This window comes from Streptomyces sp. RPA4-2, from assembly GCF_012273515.2.
GTDB classification, from domain to species: Bacteria; Actinomycetota; Actinomycetes; order Streptomycetales; family Streptomycetaceae; genus Streptomyces; species Streptomyces kaempferi.
Map to the genome: position 1 here is coordinate 596,308 of NZ_CP050975.2, position 19,491 is coordinate 615,798.

Consider the following 19,491-nt stretch of genomic DNA (forward strand, 5'->3'; position numbering starts at 1 on the left):
TGAAGGCCGGCGGATCCGAAACGGCGTCCGAGCATGGTGCGCCCATACGAATGAACCGCCGGCCGGCCGGGAACATCAGGGACGGAATCGCGGTTGATCACAGCATGGCTTCTGAGACACGCGAGGAATTCGGGCGGATCGGTATCTGGAGCGGTGCGCTGCACCGGTCGCGGGTCGACGACGCGGGCAGGGGGGCGATCGAGGAAGCGGTCGCCGAGCTCGAAGATCTGGGATACGGCACTCTCTGGCTCGGGGGCAGCCCCTCACCCGACGACGCCGCGGCGGTCGTCGACGCCACCCGTACAGTCACCGTGGCCACCGGCATCCTGAGTATCTGGGAGCACACGGCTGAGGAGGTGACGGCGCGGATCGCGGCGCTCGACGCGAGCGCGCGTGGCCGATTCGTCCTCGGCCTGGGTGTCAGCCACGGTCAGTTGGCGCCGCGGTACGCGAAGCCGTACAGCGCGATGGTGGCCTACCTTGACGCCCTCGACGCCGCCGCCCCGCCCGTGGATCGTGGTCGTCGGGTCCTGGCGGCGCTCGGCCCGAAGATGCTGAAGCTCGCGACCGACCGGGCCCTGGGCGCGCACCCCTACCTCGTCACCACCGAGCACACGGCGGAGGCACGCGAGGCCCTCGGTCCCGACGCGCTGCTCGCTCCCGAGCTGTCCGTCGTGCTCGACACCGACCGCGACCGGGCTCGTACCACCGCGCGGAACATGTTGGACATGTACCTCCAACTGCCCAACTACACCAACAATCTGCTGCGCCTGGGGTTCACGGAGAGCGACTTCGCGGACGGCGGAAGCGCACGTCTCCTGGACGCCCTCTTCGCCCTGGGCGACACCGAGCACGTGCGTGCCCGGACCCGGGAGTACTTCGACGCCGGCGCCGACCACATCGCTCTCCAGGTGCTGACTGCCGACGAGAGCGGAGCCGGTCTGCCGCGGGCCGAATGGCGCGAGCTTGCCGCGGCGTTCGCCGACGAGCTGTAGAGAGCGGTTCGCGCACAGCCCGGCAGGGCCCTCAGCCTTCGGCTCGCGTCCGCTCGGGGTAGCGGGCAAGGTTGCGGTGTCCGGCCGGCCAGTCCCCCGGTCATCGAGGTGCATGGCGCGGGCGAGGGCGTCGAGAACAGAGGGGCTGGGGCGGGTCTCCTTGCCGCGCTCCAGGCGCACGATCGAAACGACGGAGCGGAGAGAGCGGATGCGGTACATCAAATTGCGTGACCTGGAGGTTTCCCGGATCGGTCTGGGTGCGATGGGGATGTCCCACGGCTACACCGGCTCCGGCACCGATGAGGCCGAGTCCGTCCGGACCCTGCACCGGGCGCTGGAACTGGGCGTCACGCTGATCGACACCGCCGAGATCTACGGTCCCTACACCAACGAGGAGCTCGTCGGCCGGGCGCTGCGAGGCCACCGTGACCAGGCGGTGCTGGCCACGAAGTTCGGCCTGGTCTCGCACGCCGGCGAGGGTCCGTGGAACCTCGACAGCGGCCCGGCCAACGTCCGCACCGCCGTCGAGGGCTCGCTGAAGCGGCTGGGAACCGACCACATCGACCTGTACTACCAGCACCGGGTCGACCCGAACACCCCGATCGAGGAGACCGCCGGCGCGGTCGGCGAGCTGATCGCCGAGGGCAAGGTCCGCGCGTTCGGCCTGTCCGAGGCCGGCCCGGACACCATCCGCCGCGCGCACGCCGTCCACCCGGTCACGGCGGTGCAGTCCGAGTACTCCCTGTGGACCCGGGGCCTGGAACAGCGGGTGCTGCCGGTACTGCGCGAGTTGAACATCGGCCTGGTGCCCTTCTCACCGCTCGGGCGCGGCTTCCTGACGGGCACGATCCGCTCCACCGACCAGTTCGACGAGGACGACTTCCGGCGCGACAACCCGCGCTTCACCGGCGAGAACTTCCGGCGCAATCTGGCGATCGCCGACGAGGTCCAGGCCGTCGCCGCCGAGGTCGGCGCCACCCCCGCCCAGGTCGCGCTGGCCTGGCTGCTCGCCCAGGGCGACGACATCGCCCCCATCCCCGGCACCAAGCGTGTGACCCGGGTCGAGGAGAACAGCGCCGCCGACGGCATCACGCTGACCGCCGAGCAGATCGACAAGCTCTCCAGCCTGCCGCCCGCCGCGGGCGAGACCCACACGGAGGCGCAGGCCCAGATGCTCGAACGCTGAGCGGCCCACCATGATCCCGGCCGGACGTGCCGGATCCGGACCTCTCACAGCAGGACGCCCCGGCCACCGCGAACGGCGGCCCCCCTTCAGGGCGTCCGAGCAGCGGAGCTCAGAGCAGCGGACACCGATGCCGTCCGCAGCGGCCCGTGCGCGTACCCCCGCCTCCGCCCGTGCTGGACTCCTGGTTTGACCTTGACACAGTGACAAGGCCTTCACTGCTTGCCGAGGAGGTGGTCTCGATGACGGTCACGAGACAGGACACGGATGTGGCACGAGCGCTGCGGGGGCTGGAGGACGGCCGCTCGTCGGTGCGACTGCGAGCTGCCCTGGCGGTCGGCACGACGCCTGACCCGCGCTTCGTCGACAAACTCGTCGAACGATGCGCGCTCGAGCCCGAGTTCTTCGTCCGCGACATGCTGACCTGGGCACTCACCCGCCACCCGGTGTCCATGACGCTTCCCGGACTGCTCCGCGAAGTCCGCTCGGAGCGTACGCAGGCACGGAGCCAGGCACTCCACACGCTGTCCAAGATCGGGAACCGGCAGGCGTGGCCGGCGATCACCCGGACGCTCCTCGCCGACGTCGACGACGAGGTGGCGCGGAGCGCCTGGCGGGCGGCGGTCGTGCTCGTCCCGGAAGGCGAGGAGGCCGCGTTGGCCACGGTGTTGGCGAGCCAGCTCGGGCGCGGTGGGCGGGAGACGCAACTGAGTCTCAGCCGGGCGCTGGTCGCGCTCGGTGAGGCCGTTCTGCCGGCTCTGGGTGCCGCGACGACGGCCCCTGACCCGTGCGTGCGCGCGCACGCGCTCGCCACGGGGCGGATGCTGCGCGACCCGGACGCCGGGTTCGAGTTCGCGATCGAGGAGGCGAAGCGCGTCCTGGCTCTCGGCGTGTCCGGTCAGGAGGGATGCTAGGACGTGTTGATCGGTGAGGTGGCGCGACGGTCCGGAGTCAGTGCCCGTATGCTCCGGCATTATGAGTCGCTCGGTCTGGTGCGTCCTTCGGGTCGCACCGGCTCCGGATATCGGGAGTACTCCGGGGACGACATCCGCCGGATCTTCCATATCGAGAGCCTGCGGTCGCTGGGGCTTTCGCTGCGCGAGATCGGACGGGCGCTCGACGATCCTGGTTTCGAGCCCTCGTCGCTCGTCGACGACCTCATCGGTCAGACGCGCGAACGCATCGCGGCGGAGACCGAGTTGCTCACGCGGCTGCGCAGGATCCATGCCGCGGACCCCGTCGGCTGGGAGGACGTCCTCCAGGTCGTCGCACTCCTCCAGGCGCTGGAGTCGAAAAGCGCCGACGCGCGCCAGCGCGCGGCCCTCTCGTCGGTCGGCGAGGTCTCGGTGCCGGTAGAGGCCCTGGTCGAGGCAGCACTGAGCGAGACGGAACCGAACGTCGCCGGGGCCCTTCGATGGGCGCTGGCACGATCGGGCGACGACGGCACGGCGCTGCTGGCGGAGGGCCTCGGCTCGCCCGTGGCCGCGGTGCGGGAACGTGCCGTTCGGTCCCTCGCCGAGATGCCGGGTGGTGAAGCCACCGAGTGGCTGCGGGATGCCCTCGCGAACGCCGACGTCGTGGTCCGCGGGTACGCGGCTCTGGCGCTCGGGACACGGGGTGTGGCCGAAGCGGCCCCGACACTCATCGACATGATCGTGGAGGGAAGGAACGACACCGACGCGGCCGATGCGCTGAGCATGCTGGCGAGCGACACCGCGACGGCGGATCAGATCGCGAGCAGGCTCGTCGACCGCCTCGCCCAAGACACCACCGAAGCGCCCGCACGCGGGCGGCTGACCCAGGCGCTGGCGGACGTCCCGGGGACAAGGGCGTCGCATGCCCTCGTGGAGCTGTCGCAGGACGGGGACCGTGCCGTCGCGCTGACCGCGGCGTACCTGCTTCACCTACGCGACGCACGGTGAGGGTTCTCTCCAAGGGCACCACGGAACGATGACGAACGTACGTGCCCGGGTCGGCTGGCGCGAGCGGCAGGCCGGTGCGGGGCCGTTCCACGAGGTCGGGGTTGGCGATGAAGGCGCGGCCGAAGCTGATCAGGTCCGCACCGGGGCCGAGCCGGTGGTCGGCGGCGCCCCGGTCGGCCTGCTTCGGACCCATCGGGATCACCGGGTTCATGACCCGACCGCCCGGCCCTGCACGGCGCGGCCGGATCAGCACCTCCTCCTCGGCGGTCGCCTTCAGGTGCACGTGGGCGAGGTCGAAGCGGGCGAGCTCGGCGAGCAGGGCCGCGTACAGCTCCTGGTACCGCTGGGCGCGACCCTGCTCGCCGCCCTGATCACCCGCTCCCACCGCACTCTGGGCCGCAGGGCCGAGGCGTAGACGACACGCGGAACGGTACAGCGGTCGCGGGGGTGTCAGGCCTGGCCTGCCACCCCCGTTCCGCCGTCGGCCGACGCCGCGCACGCACTCCGGTCTCGGCCGTCCATGAGCCGCCCGAGGTTGCTCACCTTCGCGGCCCGCTCCCGCGGGCGGGCCGCGGCCACCGCCGCGTGCGGCGGCTTCGAGCGCGGGATCGTCCCCGTCGGCGGCCGCCCGGCGGACCGGTCGGCCAGGCCGGCAGGGTGCTTTCGGTCAAGGGTCAGCCGGACCACCTGGCACTCGGGGGCGGGCTGTCGTCGAGGAAGCCGCCGGACTGGTGCTGCCACAACTTCGCGTAGGCGCCGTCCGTAGCGAGCAGTTCCCGGTGGGTGCCCTGTTCGACGACCCGTCCATGGTCGATGACGACGAGCCTGTCCATCTTGGCGACCGTACTCAGCCGGTGCGCCACCACGAGCGCCGTCCTGCCGTCCATCAGCCGCCACAAGGCCTCCTGGACGAGGAGTTCACTCTCCGAGTCCAGGGCGCTGGTCGCCTCATCGAGCAGCAGGATCGGCGCGTCACGCAGGATCGCGCGGGCGAGAGCCACCCGCTGGCGCTGCCCGCCGGACAGCTTGACTCCGCGCTCGCCGACGATGGTGTCGAATCCGTCCGGCAGCGAGTCGCTGAACTCGGTGACGTGTGCCGCCTCGGCCGCGCGCCGGATCTCGGTGTCGGTGGCGTCCGGCCGGGCGAAGGCGATGTTGTCCCGCAGTGTGCGGTGGAACATGGCCGGATCCTGCGGCACATAGGCGATGGTGCTGCGCAGGTCGGCCTGGCGGAGTCTGCTGATGTCCTGCCCGCCGATCAGGATGCGGCCGGCGTCGACGTCCGTCATCCGCAGCAGCAGACGGGTGAGCGTGGTCTTGCCGCCGCCGGACCGGCCGACGAGTCCGATCTTCGATCCGTTGGCCACCGCAAGATCCAGTCCCTCGAAGAGGGGGCGCGCGCCCGCGTGGGCGAAGCAGACCCGCTCGAAGCGGACGTCAGCGGCATGGGTGCGGAGGGGTTCCGGCGAGGGCGGGTCGAGCACGGTCGGCGAGGTGAGCAGCAGTTCGGTGAACTGCGCGGCCTCGGTCATCGAACTCTCCAGGCGCCGGTAGATCTGATTGAACTCGAACATGATCCGCGTGGCGTTGGTGTAGTACGTGAAGGCGACGACGACCGCCTCCACGCCGAGTTCACCTCCGCCCAGTGCCACAGCCAGCAGCAGGCCCAGGACGTTGGTCAGCACGGACATCGGCGCGACCAGGGTGTCGATGCGCAGGTTGCCGTAGTCCCACGATCTCAGGGTGAGGCGCCGTGACTCCGCGACGCGGGACCGGTGTTCGGCGGCCTCCCGCTCCTCGGCGGCGAACGCCCTGACCGTGTCCATGTTCATCAGACTGTCGGATACGTGCCCCGACACCCGGGCGATCGCCTCCTCGCGCCGGCGGACGAGCGATTGACGGCGACGGATCAAGGGGACGACGCACACCGCGGTCAAGGCGATCATCGTGAGGAGCCCGACGACGAGAAGGGGTGCGTAGCGCCACAGCACCACCGCGCCGAAGGCGAGCGGGACGAACCGTCCCACGACCGAGAAGGTCAGTGTGTCGACGAACTCCTCGAAGCGAGAGGCGAAGCTGAGGGTCCGCTTGGTCAGCGATCCGGCGAAGTTGTCGTGGAAGAAGGCGGCGTCCTTGGCGAAGAGTTCGTCCAAGCCGATCACGTACAGGTGCTCGATGCCGCGGGCGTCGAGCCGGTTGAGACAGTGCAGCCCGATGCGCCAGAACGCCTCCGAGAGCAACAGGACACCGGCGAAGCCGAGGACGTACGGCAGCGTGGAGTCGACGGTGGTTGCGGGGTGCTCGGCGATCCGGCCGACGAGTTTGGCGACAATGAGTGGAGCGACGTAGTTGATACCGATGTTGCCGACGGCGGGAAGCAGCAGCGCGGGCGCCGTCAGCCGGCGCCGCCGGGTCAGTTCCCGGGTGTAATAGCGCAGTGCGAGTACGACCGGGCCCTTGCCCGGTGGGGACTTGCGTGGTGCGGTCGATCCCATTCCACCCCCGTGGTGTCGTACGACATCCCCCCTCTCCTACCGCTGAGGCCGCGGCGGCGGGGCACTGTCGCGTCGTCGGACGGTCGTACGGAGCTGCGCATGGGGACGTCGCCCTCGGGCGCGCCACGCGCCGTGCCGGACGGGCGGCCCGCACTCGATGACCGCAGGCGATCGCGTTCACACGCTCCGTCACCGACTGCAGTGTCCCGCGCGGGCGGCCGCCCGGTCCAAGCATTTCTCGGCCGATTCGACGGCCCGAGCCACCCCGGCTCGGCTCACCGGCACGGACGACCCTGCCGACTCGGGGCCCTCGCCGAGGTCGGCGAGGGCCCCGAGTATCGAGGGTGAGTGCCCGGAGTTCAGTGCGCGCCGACGTGGTCCAGGTCGGCGAGCAGCCGTTCCACGTCGGTCATGAGGGAGCCGTAGACGTACCACGCACCCGGCTTGACGAGGGTGCCCCGGCCGATCAGGTCGGTCATGGCGTCGTGCCAGTCCTGCGCTTCGTCGATCGCCTCGCGGAGCTCCCCGCGGGGAGCCGTGTCCGGCGCGCCGGCGGCCGCACGCGGCCCGGCGAATCCCTGGACGGCGTCTCCGGCCAACCGCAGGGTCTCCGCGTACCGGTCGAGGAACTGCTGCCCCAGGTGGTGGTCGGCGTGATCGTTGTGGGCATTGTCCGCCAGGGTCCGCGCGATCCCCCGGACCTGGAGCGACACCCCGCGCAGGGCACCGAACGCCTCGGCGTACGTCAGGTCCTCGCATCGGGCATGCGCGGCGCACCGAGTGTTCCAGCGCAGACTCTCGTCCGCCCGCTGCACCTCCTCCTCCGCGCTGGTGAAGCGTTCCTCCAGGTGGCGCGCTTCGTGCAGCCAGGTGTGGGCCTTGACGGTGAGGTGTCGCTGGGCCAGACCGGAACCCATGTCACGCAGCAGGCTTCCCATGTCGTGGGCCAAGCCGCGCACGGCGGCGTCGGACTCGTCCAGGTAGAGCGGAGGCAGGACGAGGGCGTTCACGGCGACGCCGACGGCCGCGCCGACGAGGGTCTGGAGCACAGGGGACACGAGGCTGCCCACTGGGTCGGCCGCACTGGCGGCGAGTGCGATGAGCGCGGTGGAGGCGATCTGCACACGGTCGTCCGTGGAACGGCGGGGGCCCGCCAGGACCGCGACGACGACGATGGCCACGACGCCGCCCGCGGTCGGTCCCAGCAGCCGGGCGGTCACCAGGGCGAGGACGAGCCCGGCGACCCTCGCGACCATGTTCTGAGCCGCCTGCGTCACGGATCGGTACACCGTGGAGGCGTTCACCGCGAGCAGAGCGGTCGTGACGGCCAGGTAGGGATGCCCCCCGGGGGACCACGGCGCTACCGCACCCCAGGTGAGTATGGTCGCGGCCAGGGTCTTGACGCCGTACACCGCCTGGCTGCTTCGCTTACCGCGCAACCGGTCCGTGAGGTGACGTGCCGACCCCGCCGCCTTGGCCAGGGGGTACCCCGGCAAGACAATGGAATCCTGCATGGCCTCGAGAGTGACAGCTTTTGTCGTTATTTACAGCATGATGTCCGCCACGGTCGACGGGACCCGGCCCGGCGTGGAACGCCCGGGAACCAGCGAGGACACGGCATCTGGGAGGCGATCCGGAAGGCCCGGCCACCAGCGCGCGGAACGCCGATCGTCATGTCCGGCCCTCCGGCAGTGCGTCCGCCGTCGCACCGCCCTCGACCGTGGCAGAACGCAGGGGAAGTTCAGCGATCACGGTGAATCCGCCCTCAGGCCGCGGTTGCGCGCTGAGGTTCCCGCCCACGCTGGCCGTCCGCTCCCGCATGCCGATCAGTCCATGGCCGGTTCCCTGCTGCGGCCCGTGCGGGGGGATCGCGCAGCCGTCGTCCTCGACAGTGATCGTCAGGCAGAGCCGTCCGAAGCCCAGGTGCAGCCGGGCCTTGTCCGCACTGCCGTGCTTGCGCACATTGGTCAGGGCCTCCTGGACGATGCGGTAGGCGGCCAGATCGACCGCGGGCGTCAGCGGATGGGCGGATCCGTTCCGGGTGCACAGGACGTAGAGCCCGACGCGTTCGAACGAGGCCAGGAGAGCCGGCAGCTGCGCCAGGCCCGGAATCGGATCGCGCGGTGCATCGGCATCGTCGCACTGGCGTAGCAGGCTCACGGTCGCGCGCAGCTCGTCCAGCGCAGACCGGCTCGCTTTCTGGATGTCCGTGAGAGCGGCGAGGATCTGGTCGGGCCGATCCTTCCCCACATGGGCCGCGACGCCGGCCTGAGCGTTGATCAAGGCAATGTTGTGGGCGACGATGTCGTGCAGCTCACGGGCGATCCGGACGCGCTCGGCCGCCACTCGCTGCCGTGCCTCCTGTTCACGGGTCCGCTCCGCGTGTGCCGCGCGTTCCTCCACGGCCGCGATATGGGCACGGCGCGAGCGCACCCCGTCCCCCACCGCCGCCGGCAGCGCCGTCCATGCCAGCATCGCGACGTTGCCCGGCTGCAGCCAGGAACCCGGCTCGTACACCACCTCGGCCCCGACCAGTACGGCAGCCGAAGCCGCCGCAACGCCCCAGGCGGTACGACGGTCGGTCAACGCGGCCACCGAGTAGACCGACACGATGACCGGGCTCGTCACCAGCGGACTCTCGCGGAACCCGAGCACCTGGAACGCCGCCCCGCAGCTGACCGCCAAAGCCGCTACGCCAAAGGGGTACCGGCGGCGCCACGGCAGCGCGAAGCAGCCCACCGCCGCGAGCAGGACAGCGGGCCATCTCAGGTCGAAGCGGTGCTCGCGCGGAATGATGGAGGCGGCCACGACGGACAGCACGAACAGCCCCAACGCCACTGCCACGTCGAAGGACCTGCTGCGGAGGCCATGACCTGGCCTGCTACCGATGCTCACCGCCATGGCACCACCGTAGGGATACCGCCCGCGCGCTGCTCGCCGGCGAAAGCGGTCCGCAGTCGGATTTCCCAGCCCCGACAGCCCCGCACCACCCCGGCGGGAGTTGACCTCTTCGAGTGATGAGCGGGGGCCGCGAGACCGTTCTGCGGCATTGAGCGTCGTTCCCGTCGGGCCACGCGACAGGGGCTCCGAGGTCGGCACACGGGGGCTGCCGCGCACCACTGTGCGCGGGCGGTGAGGTCGAGCGGACCGAGGTCTTCGGCGAAACGGCGTACACGATGCGGTCCAGGCCCCCCGCCGGCGAACGGCGCGACGGTGCGCAGGCGAGGCCTCCAGCGCCGCGCCCTGGCTGACTCAGCCGTGCAGGACGATGTTCCTGGGTCGCAGATCGAGTGGGACGCCCTTGACCGGGCTGTCAGCGAGGGCATGTTTCGGCCCGCGCCCTTGAATGTCGAGGTCGGTGCCCGCGCATGCGGTCGCTGCCCACAGCAGACCGAGGCGGTGCCCCCGGCCCGGCCCGGCGGCCGAGGATGCGATGCGGGCGGTCGTCGGCTCACCGGTCAGGTGACGGCCCCGGCCGGTTCCGGTGCGGTCTGGGGCCCCGCGGGGGGGGCGCGGCGGCCTGCGCGTACGCCGATGGCGACGATGACGATCCCCCCGGCGACCTCGTGCACGGTGATCACGCCGGCCACAGCGGCCGGGCCGACGATGACGGCCAGGGACAGGCCGATGTTCCGCGGCGGGCGCGGCGGGCGCGGCGGGCGCGGCGGGCGTGAGCGAGAGCCTGGGGCAGGTGGCGCGGGTCCTCACCCGTCAGCGCCCCCGTCCACGGTCTCGGTCGCGAGCCGCCGCCACGGGACGATCGTCCCGTGGCGGCGGCTCGGATGCGCGGTGGTCGTGCGGCGGATCGCGATCAGCGCGGCGTCGTCGCGTCGTCGTCGAGGCGTCCGCCGGCGCGGCCGAGTAGACCGCGCCGGATGTGACGCAGACGCGAGCCTGACCGGCTCAGGCCCACTCGAGCCTCGGCATCAGGCGCAGCGCGTTGTCCCGGTTGATGCCGCGGAGCTGGTGGCCGGCGATGGCCGGGTCGCTGTCAAGGGCCGGTGCCGCGATGTCGGAGACGATGTGGGCGGGGGTGGGGGCCAGTCTGTGCCGTAGAGGATCCGGGCGGGGTCGACCGTGGCCATGAGGGTGGGGGTCCAGGACGGCGACATGGGGCCCGCCGTGTCGTAGTAGAAGCGGTGCAGGTAGTCGCGTACCCGGGACGGTTCGATCTCGGGGGTGAGGTGGTTGCTGAAGAGCTCCAGGCGGGTCGCCACATGGGGGAGGAAGCCGCCGCCGTGCGGGAGGACGAAGGTGAGGTTGGGGTAGCGGTCCAGGGTGCCGTTGAGGATGAGGTTGATCGCCGCGCGAGTCGTGTCCATGAGGAAGTCGCACATGAACGGCGGCAGGCCCGGGACACCCGCCCCGTCGGCGTGGCCACCGGGTACGTCCATCGGGTGCGTGCTGATGACCGCGGAGCGGTCGTTCAGCTCGGCGAGGAGACGGTCGTGGGACGGGGCGCCGAGATAGACACCGTCCGCGCTGGTGCGGGTGCTCACTCCGACGGCGCCGAGGTCGTCGAGGCCGTACTTCACCGACCAGCTCGACAGGTCGAGGTCGTCGAGGAAGACCGGTGTGAAGAAGGAGAAGCGGGTGGGATGGTCCGCGGCGATTTTCGCCGCCGCCTGCAGCGCGACCCGTGCGCTCTCCTCGCGCTTGCCGCGCTCCTGGATGCGGCCGAGCATGGCGACGGTCATGACGGTGGTGCGGATCCCCGTACGGTCCATGAGGGCGAGCGCGGAGTCGAGGTCCCAGCGGGTCCACCAGGGCAGCCTGTCGCGCCGGACCAGGCCCTGCGCCTCGGCCCAGTCGAGCCAGGCGGGCGCGGTGAAGTGGTGGTGGACGTCCACGCGGGAGGTGCGGGCGTCGTCGTCGGCCGAAGCGGACGTCGAAAGGTCGGGAGATATCATCGCAGGCTCTTTCCTCGTTCAGAATCGGCGTTCAGGTGGAGGCGCTCAGACGCGCACGTCGGATGCCGTCGCCAGCGGCTGCTCCGCCACGGTCTCAGTCGCGGTGTTCGAGGGCGCCTCACGGCGAAGCACCGTCATCAGGGTGTCCGTGAGGGCCCGTTCCGGGTCCGGTACGAGCCTGGGTGCCCGCCAGGCCACGAAGCCGTCGGGGCGGACCAGGACGGCACCGGACTCTGCGGTGCCGTGCAGCGCCGCCCAGTCGGCCCCGTCCTCGGGGACCAGGTCGTGGTCCGCGCCGACGACGTAGCCCTCCACGGGGATGCCCAGGCTTGCGGTGACAGCACGGGCCGCAGTGAGCCAGGCCTCGCCTCCGGGGCCCGTGAGGACGACGAAGGACCGTTCGTAGAGGTCCAGGGTGGAGATCCGCCGGCCCTCCCGGGTGGTCACCCACAGGTGGGGGGCACGGCTCCCGGGGGCGCCGCCCAACTGGAACAGCTCGGGCACGATCGGGGCGTCCGGTTCGGCGCCGACCACGGCGCCCGACGGGTAGCGATAGCACAGGGCCACCGTCAACGCGTCGGCCGGATCGTCCGGGCGCTTCTTCTCCGGGGTGTAGCCCGGGTGCTGTTCCTCGCGGGCCTGGAACAGTGCGCGGGCGGTCGTCGCGAACGCGACCGGCCGACGTTCCGTCTGGTAGGTGTCGAGCAGCCCCGGTCCGGCCCAGCCGCGCAGGGCGGCCGCGATCTTCCAGGCGAGGTTGTGGGCGTCCTGGATACCGGTGTTGGAGCCGAAAGCCCCGGTGGGGGGCATCTCGTGCGCCGAGTCACCGGCCAGGAAGACCCGGCCCTCCCCATAGCTGTCGGCCACCCGGTTCGCCGCGTGCCAGGGAGCCTTGCCGGTGACCTCGACGTCGATGTCGGGGACGCCGGCCGCGGCGCGGATGTGGGCGAGGATGCGCTCGTCGGTGAAGTCGTCCAGCGTCTCGCCCCGGTCCGGGGCCCAGGGGGCGTGGAAGACCCACTGCTCGCGGTTGTCCACCGGCAGCAGGGCACCCTCTCCGGCGGAATCGGTGAGATAGCAGACGACGAAGCGCCTGCCGCCGACGACGTCCTGCAGCTTCTTGCTGCGGAACGTGACGCTCACGTTGTGGAACAGCGCGCCCGGTCCCGACTGGGTGATGCCCAGCCGCTCGCGCACCGGGCTGCGGGGACCGTCGGCGGCCACGAGGTACCGGGCGTGCACGATGCGTGTCTCGCCGCTGTCACGGTCCCTTACCTCCGCGTGCACCCCTTCGGCGTCCTGGGTGAAGTCGACCAGCTCGGTGCCGAAGCGGATGTCGCCGCCGAGGGAGCGGGCGTGGCGCAGGAGGACGGGCTCGAGGTCGTTCTGACTGCAGAGGCACCAGCCGGAGGAGGTGATCCGCGACAGGGACGGACCCTTGTCGATGGCCTTGACGATCCACCGGCCGTCGCCGCCGGAGAGCGTGCTCACCTGGAGGACGCCGTCGTTTCCGGCCAGGGCGCCCGCCGCGGCGCGGATGTCCGGCTCGACGCCGGCGGTCCGGAACAGCTCCATGGTGCGCAGGTTGTTCCCACGGCCGCGGGGGTGGGTGGACGTCGCAGCGCGACGCTCGACGAGAAGGTGCTCGACGCCGAGGCGACCGAGAAAGACTGACGTGGACAGGCCCACCAGTGAGCCGCCCACCACCAGAACTGGTACCGATTCCACGGCTCGTCTGCTCATCGGCTGATCCCCTATCGTCTGTCGTCATCGTCGGTCGTCCGAAGCCGAACGCCCCAACCATGGGAAACGGCGACTCGGGGACTTTCCATTCGGCATCAACTCTTCGCCCGCTTCCCGGGTCCCGCACCTCTTGTTGCTCCGATCGCGACGCCGCGGCCCGTCGCCGCACCGGATGGGCTAAGGACGTTTGCTGGCGGCTGCCCACCGGGAACCGTCGAGGCCATGACGCAAACACCCCTGCAGACCGAAGCCGGATCCGCGGACCCCGCCGCCGCCGCCTCCCGATGCACCCCCGAATTCCGGGCCAATCCGCACCCCGTGTACGCGGAGTTGAGGAAGACCGCCCCGGTGTGCCCGCTGCAGCCGCCGCACGGCGTGGAAACCTATCTGATCACCCGTTACGACGACGCGCGCGCGGCGCTGGCCGACCCCCGGCTGAGCAAGGACATGTACGGGGCCCTCGACGCGTACCACCGCATCTTCGGCGACTCCTCCATCGCGCTCGACGACAACATGCTGTTCTCCGACCCGCCGAAGCACACCCGGCTCCGGAGGATCGTGCAGGGCGCCTTCACCACGCGCCGCGTGGAGTTGCTGCGCCCTCGTCTGCAGCAGGTCGCCGAAGAGCTGTTGGACCGCTGTCCGACCGACGCGTCCATCGACCTGCTCACGAACTTCGCGTTCCCGCTGCCGCTCCAGGTCATCTGCGAACTCCTCGGCGTGCCGGAGGGCGAGCGCGAGCGTGCCCACCAGTGGGCGACGACCGTGGCCAAGACCGGATTCGGCCCGGAGGGGAAGAAGGCGCTGGCGGAGGCCGAGGGAAAGCTGCGCGACTTCCTGGTCGACCTCGTGGCGCGCAAGCGCAGCACGCCCGGCGACGACCTGATGAGCGCGCTCATCACGGCTCAGGACCAGGACGGCGCTCTGACGGACCATGAGCTGGTCTCGACGGCGTGGGTCCTGTTCTTCGCGGGTCACAAGACCAGCGCGTACCTCATCGGCAACGCCGTGTACCACCTGCTCTCGAAGCCGGACCAGCAGCGCGCGGCCCTCGCGAGCCCCGAGTCCCTGAAGCTGGCCATCGAGGAGATGCTGCGGTTCGAGGGGTCGGTGGAGAGCTCCACCTTCCGCCACGCCACCGAGGACATCCCGATGCGCGGAGTGGTGATCCCCAAGGGGGCCCTCGTCCAGATCGCCATCACCTCCGCGAACCGCGACCCGGAGGTGTACGCCGAGCCCGACCGGCTCGACGTCACGCGCACCGCTGGCCAGGCCCACCTGTCCTTCGGTCACGGCCCCCACTACTGCATCGGGGCGCCGCTGGCCCGCCTGGAGATGCAGATCGCGCTCACCACGCTGTTCCGCCGGTATCCCGAGGTCACCCTGGCCGTGCCCCCGCACGAGGTGCGCTGGCTGACCGTGCCCTTCCCGGCGTTCCGCGGACTCACCGAGCTGCCCGTGGTCCTCGACCCGGAGCGCATCGCCGACTGAACGCATCGCTGACCGGGCGCGTCGCCGAACTTCACGCCCACCTGTCGCGGTCCGGCTCGTGGCCGGGTGCGACCACCGGGCCACGCATCGCACGCAGCGCCGGGCGACGGCGAACATCTCAGGCAGCGCTCCACTGGTGCGCGCGGCCACCGCGCCGTTCGATCGACCGGCCGTCGTCCAGGATGCCGCCGGGCTCCTGGACGCCGCGGCCGAGGCCGAGGCCGAGTGGCTCGCCGGATGCGTGCCGGACTGGGGCCGCACGTACGCGAGGGCGGCTGTCCGCCGGTGATCGTCCTGCCGGCCGGGACCCTGCCGGACAGCGGCCGGTCCGCGACCCCGCCGGCGGTTACGGCGCTGCGCGCGCGGTGGTCCCCTCACGTGGGGGGGGGTGATCAGCTCAAGCATGCGCCGCGACCCTGCCACCATGAGCTGGCAACGTTGCGACGATCACCCGAATCCACCGGCGGGCCCGTGGATTCGCCTCTGGCGGGCAACTCGCTTTGCAGGGCGTGCCATTCGAGCAGGCCGTTCATCAATGGGGCCCTGCGTCGCAGAGTGGTCCGCGAGTTGTTGTCGGTTTCAGGCCGCGCTCCGGTCGGCGCCTACGGCCGCGGCCCGATGGAGATCGGTCCGCGTCGCCGGTCGCCGGTTCGGCCCCTGCCCCGAGCTCCCCGCCATGACCAGTCGTCGAGCGCCGGCGGCGACAAGGGCGCGGGCCGCTGCCAAGTGCGGCCGGATCTTGCGCGCGCTGTCCGAATATCGCTGGATATCCGATAAACCCGGCACGGAGCAAGATCGCTGCATCGAGGTAACTCGATTGCCACGACGGGCAAGTCGGGCGCACCGGCCGTTACGGTTCCGGTGGATCTGGATGGATTCCCCGCGGTTCATCCACCTGTTCCCGCACGCAGTGGTCGGCGCTCATCCGCCGGTCGACGCCGTCGCAAAGGAGATCTCGCTCGATGACCGTTGAGACCAGCCCGGAAGCAGGGCTGGAGCCGCGTCGGCAGTCCAGCCTGGGCACCGCGGCCGCCCGCAACCTCGCCACCACGACCAAGTCCGCCCCGCAGATGCAGGAGATCACCTCGCGGTGGCTGTTGCGGATGCTCCCCTGGGTGGAGACCAAGGGCGGCACCTACCGGGTGAACCGCCGGCTGAGCTACCACGTCGGCGACGGACACGTCGAGTTCGTCCAGGACGGTGCCCACGTCCATGTGATTCCCCGCCAACTCGGTGAGCTGGCCCTGTTCCGCGGCTTCGAAGACGTCGAGGTGCTGACGGCGATCGCCGACCGGTGCGTCCAACGCGACTTCCGAGCGGGCGAGGTACTGGTCCGTCGTGGCACCCCCGCCGAGCAGATCCACCTGATCGCCCGCGGCCGGATGAGTCAGACGTCCGTCGGCAAGTACGGGGACGAGGTGACGGTCGCCGTGCTCGCCGACGGCGGCCACTTCGGCGAGAACGCCCTCGTGGACACCGACGCGAGGTGGGACTCCACCGTCACCGCTCAGACCGCGGGTACCCTGCTGACCCTGTCCCGCTCCGACTTCGCGGCCGTGTTGTCCTCGGCCCCCGGCCTGCGGAACCATCTGCAGCATCTCGACGCGCTGGCCCTCCGGCGGCAGAACCACCACGGCGAGGCCGAGATCGCCATGTCCGCCGGTCACACCGGCGAAGCCGAGGTGCCGAGTACCTTCGTCGACTACGAACTCCATCCGCGGGAGTACGAACTCTCCGTCGTGCAGACGATCCTGCGTGTCCACTCAAGGATCGCCGATCTCTACAACGGTCCGATGAACCAGACGGAGGAACAACTCCGGCTCACCGTCGAAGCGTTGCGGGAGCGCCAGGAGCACGAGCTGATCAACAACCGCGAGTTCGGCCTGCTCCACAACGCCGCCTTCAAGCAGCGGATCCGGAGCCACTCCGGGCCGCCCACGCCGGACGACCTCGACAATCTGCTCTGCCGGCGCCGCGGCACCAAGTTCTTCCTCGCCCACCCCAGGACGATCGCGGCGATCGGCCGCGAGTTCAACGCCTACGGGCTCTACCCGGAGCATGTCGACCTCGGCGGCCAGCAGGTCCCGGGGTGGCGCGGGGTCCCCATCCTGCCCTGCAACAAGATCCCCATCAGCGAGGACAACACCAGCTCGATCCTCGCCCTGCGGACCGGGGAGGACAACCAGGGCGTCATCGGCCTGCGTCAGACCGGCCTGGCGGAGGAGTACGAGCCGGGGCTGTCGGTGCGCTTCATGGGCATCAACGAGCAGGCGATCCTCTCGTACCTGGTCACCACGTACTTCTCCGCCGCGATCCTGCTGCCCGACGCGCTGGGCGTGCTGGAGGACGTGCAGATCGCCCGTAGCCGCCATTAGAAGGCTCGCGTTCACCTGCCGTGGTCTCCCGGCCTGGCGAGGCCCTCCCCTTTCACCAAGGAGCTAAGGATGCCCGAGCCCGGGCCTTCCCCCGCGCAGTCGTGCCTGGCTGACGCCATGGCCCTCGTCGGGGCCCGCACCCGCCTCACCCACTCCGAATCCGACGGCGACACCCCCAGCGACTTCGTCCCGCGGAGCAGGGAGGAGGGCGATGCCGTGGTCGGTCCGACGGCCCCCGCCCTGGAACGGATTCTGCGGGGTCCCAGCGGGCTGGGCACAGCCGGCCTGTATCTGACGCGGCGAGAGGGACCACCGACACCTGGGGAGCCCGAGGCGCCGGCGGAGGGCACGCCGGTCCCCGGCCTCTACCACCACCCGGTGACGCAGCCGGACCCGGTTCGGGTGGAGGAGGTCAGCCGCAGGATCAAGAGGTGGGCGGTCGACGAGGTCCAGGCCTACCCCCCGGAGTGGGAGGACCAGTTCGACGGCTTCTCCGTCGGACGCTACATGGTGGCCTGCCATCCCGACGCTCCCACGGTCGACCACCTGATGATCGCTACGCGGCTGATGGTCGCGGAGAACGTGCTCGACGACTGTTACTGCGAGGACCATGGCGGCTCACCGGTCGGGCTCGGCAGTCGCCTGCTGCTGGCACACACGGCTCTCGACCCCCTGCTCACGACACAGGAGTACGAGCACCCGTGGGCGGAGTCGCTCCGGTCGGACGCGCCGCGGCGCGCCTACCGCTCCGCCATGGCGTACTTCGTCCAGCAGGCCACTCCCTCGCAGGCCGACCGGTACCGGCACGACATGGCACGTCTGCACCTGGGCTACCTCGCGGAGGCCGCGTGGTCCGAGGCGGATCACGTGCCCGAGGTCTGGGAGTACCTGGCGATGCGCCAGTTCAACAACTTCCGTCCCTGCCCGACGATCACCGACACCATCGGCGGCTACGAACTGCCGGCGGACCTGCATGCCCAGCCGGACATGCAGCGGGTCATCGCGCTCGCCTCGAACGCCACCACCATCGTGAACGACCTCTACTCCTACACCAAGGAGCTCGACAGCCCGGGCAGACATCTGAACCTGCCCGTGGTGATCGCCGAACGTGAGGGCCTCCCGGACCGGGACGGCTATCTGAAAGCAGTCGAGATCCACAACGACCTCATGCACACATTCGAAGCCGAAGCCGCCACCCTGGCGGCCGCCTGCCCTGTACCGAGCGTGCTGCGCTTCCTGCGAGGCGTGGCCGTGTGGGTCGACGGCAACCACTACTGGCACCAGTCCAACACCTATCGATACAGCCTGCCCGACTTTTGGTAAGGAGCGGAATTCACCATGACCAGCACCGAACTCACGACCAGCACAGCCACGTTCATCCCCGGCCCCGCCTCGCCCTACCAAGGGGACATCGCCCGCTACTGGGACGGCGAGGCGAGGCCCGTCAACCTGCGTCTCGGCGACGTGGACGGGCTCTACCACCACCACTACGGCATCGGCGCCATCGACCACGCCGCCCTCGGGGACACCAATGACGCCGGGTACGAGAGCAGGCTGGTCTCCGAGCTGCACCGCCTGGAGTCGGCGCAGGCCGAAGTCCTCTTGGACCACCTCGGTCCCATCGGGCGTGACGACACCCTCCTGGACGCCGGCTGCGGCCGCGGCGGCTCGATGGTCATGGCCCACCAGCGGTTCGGGTGCAACGTCGAGGGCGTCACCCTGTCGGCCAAGCAGGCGGAGTTCGCCAACCGCCGCGCCCTGGAACTCGGCATCGAGGACCGCGTCCGTGCCCGCGTGTGCAACATGCTCGACACTCCGCTCGACAGTGGACAGGCCGCCGCCTCGTGGAACAACGAGTCGAGCATGTACGTCGACCTGGAGGACCTCTTCGCCGAGCACTCCCGCGTCCTGTCGGTCGGTGGCCGCTACGTGACCATCACCGGCTGCTGGAACCCGCGTTACGGCCAGCCGTCGAAGTGGGTCTCCCAGATCAACGCCCACTTCGAGTGCAACATCCACTCCCGCCGGGAGTACCTCCGCGCCATGGCCAACAACCGACTTGTACCGCAGGCCGTCATCGACCTGACCCCCGAGACGCTGCCCTACTGGGAGCTGCGTGCCACGTCCTCACTGGTCACCGGTATCGAGACGGCGTTCATCAACTCCTACCAGGACGGCTCCTTCCAGTACCTCCTGATCGCGGCCGACCGCGTCTGACCCACCACATGACAGGTCCGGGCACGTCACGTGACGTGCCCGGAACCGCGGCGGGCCCTGCAGGACGTCCAGGACTCGGTAGAGGGTCAGGCCGACGCCCGGCCCTTTGGGTCGTGGCCCGCCGCCGTTTGCTCCGATCACCACCGAGGGGAAGGGCCTG

14 protein-coding genes and 1 pseudogene are annotated in these 19,491 nt (G+C 70.6%); 9 read left to right on the forward strand and 6 right to left on the reverse strand.

Translation table 11 applies throughout. From position 1 onward, the window contains the following. The first annotated feature begins 104 nt into the window (after positions 1 to 104). The 4 genes from HEP85_RS02320 to HEP85_RS02335 all read left to right on the forward strand — a co-directional run bounded on the left by HEP85_RS02320 (position 105) and on the right by HEP85_RS02335 (position 4,100). Entirely contained in the window at positions 105 to 995 is an 891-nt protein-coding gene (locus HEP85_RS02320; protein WP_168525720.1) for an LLM class F420-dependent oxidoreductase, read from the forward strand. Positions 996 to 1,203: 208 nt separating this feature from the next. Beyond that, positions 1,204 to 2,181 carry an aldo/keto reductase gene (locus tag HEP85_RS02325; protein WP_168525722.1) on the forward strand — a complete coding sequence of 326 codons (978 nt, stop codon included), beginning with the start codon at positions 1,204 to 1,206 and terminating at the stop codon, positions 2,179 to 2,181. 239 nt (positions 2,182 to 2,420) lie between these two features. Next, positions 2,421 to 3,092, forward strand: a complete 672-nt coding sequence (locus HEP85_RS02330) for a HEAT repeat domain-containing protein (protein WP_168525724.1) — start codon at positions 2,421 to 2,423, stop codon at positions 3,090 to 3,092. Positions 3,093 to 3,095: 3 nt separating this feature from the next. Beyond that, the gene (locus HEP85_RS02335; RefSeq protein WP_168525726.1) at positions 3,096 to 4,100 is read left to right on the forward strand and encodes a MerR family transcriptional regulator; all 1,005 of its coding nucleotides are present in this window, start codon (positions 3,096 to 3,098) and stop codon (positions 4,098 to 4,100) included. A 31-nt stretch (positions 4,101 to 4,131) separates the two neighbouring features. On the opposite strand, the pseudogene HEP85_RS02340 reads toward HEP85_RS02335, so the two are convergent. The 6 genes and pseudogenes from HEP85_RS02340 to HEP85_RS02365 all read right to left on the reverse strand — a co-directional run. Next, a pseudogene (locus HEP85_RS02340) lies at positions 4,132 to 4,434 on the reverse strand (alkene reductase); the annotation flags it as partial. 340 nt (positions 4,435 to 4,774) lie between these two features. Further along, positions 4,775 to 6,595 (reverse strand): ABC transporter ATP-binding protein, encoded by a 1,821-nt coding sequence (locus HEP85_RS02345; protein ID WP_168525728.1) that lies wholly within the window; start codon positions 6,593 to 6,595, stop codon positions 4,775 to 4,777. Positions 6,596 to 6,954: 359 nt separating this feature from the next. Next, a complete protein-coding gene (locus tag HEP85_RS02350; protein ID WP_168525730.1) occupies positions 6,955 to 8,109 on the reverse strand; it encodes an aromatic acid exporter family protein in 1,155 nt (384 codons plus the stop codon). Positions 8,110 to 8,266: 157 nt separating this feature from the next. After that, on the reverse strand, positions 8,267 to 9,496 hold the full coding sequence (locus HEP85_RS02355; protein WP_168533222.1) for a histidine kinase: 1,230 nt from the start codon (positions 9,494 to 9,496) through the stop codon (positions 8,267 to 8,269). A 1,025-nt stretch (positions 9,497 to 10,521) separates the two neighbouring features. Beyond that, complete coding sequence (locus HEP85_RS02360; protein WP_369657553.1) at positions 10,522 to 11,505, reverse strand: amidohydrolase family protein; 984 nt, start codon at positions 11,503 to 11,505, stop codon at positions 10,522 to 10,524. A gap of 45 nt (positions 11,506 to 11,550) precedes the next feature. Beyond that, entirely contained in the window at positions 11,551 to 13,248 is a 1,698-nt protein-coding gene (locus HEP85_RS02365; protein ID WP_168525736.1) for an FAD-dependent monooxygenase, read from the reverse strand. A 222-nt stretch (positions 13,249 to 13,470) separates the two neighbouring features. On the opposite strand from HEP85_RS02365, the gene HEP85_RS02370 reads away from it, so the two are divergent. From HEP85_RS02370 to HEP85_RS02390, 5 genes are all read left to right on the forward strand, one after another. Next, positions 13,471 to 14,739 (forward strand): cytochrome P450, encoded by a 1,269-nt coding sequence (locus HEP85_RS02370; protein ID WP_168525738.1) that lies wholly within the window; start codon positions 13,471 to 13,473, stop codon positions 14,737 to 14,739. Positions 14,740 to 14,875: 136 nt separating this feature from the next. Then, the gene (locus HEP85_RS02375; RefSeq protein ID WP_168525740.1) at positions 14,876 to 15,028 is read left to right on the forward strand and encodes a hypothetical protein; all 153 of its coding nucleotides are present in this window, start codon (positions 14,876 to 14,878) and stop codon (positions 15,026 to 15,028) included. A gap of 673 nt (positions 15,029 to 15,701) precedes the next feature. Beyond that, positions 15,702 to 17,114, forward strand: a complete 1,413-nt coding sequence (locus tag HEP85_RS02380) for a family 2B encapsulin nanocompartment shell protein (protein WP_168525742.1) — start codon at positions 15,702 to 15,704, stop codon at positions 17,112 to 17,114. Positions 17,115 to 17,183: 69 nt separating this feature from the next. Next, positions 17,184 to 18,437, forward strand: a complete 1,254-nt coding sequence (locus HEP85_RS02385; protein WP_369657554.1) for a family 2 encapsulin nanocompartment cargo protein terpene cyclase — start codon at positions 17,184 to 17,186, stop codon at positions 18,435 to 18,437. Positions 18,438 to 18,452: 15 nt separating this feature from the next. Beyond that, the gene (locus HEP85_RS02390; RefSeq protein ID WP_168525744.1) at positions 18,453 to 19,331 is read left to right on the forward strand and encodes a geranyl diphosphate 2-C-methyltransferase; all 879 of its coding nucleotides are present in this window, start codon (positions 18,453 to 18,455) and stop codon (positions 19,329 to 19,331) included. The last annotated feature ends 160 nt before the right edge of the window (positions 19,332 to 19,491 follow it).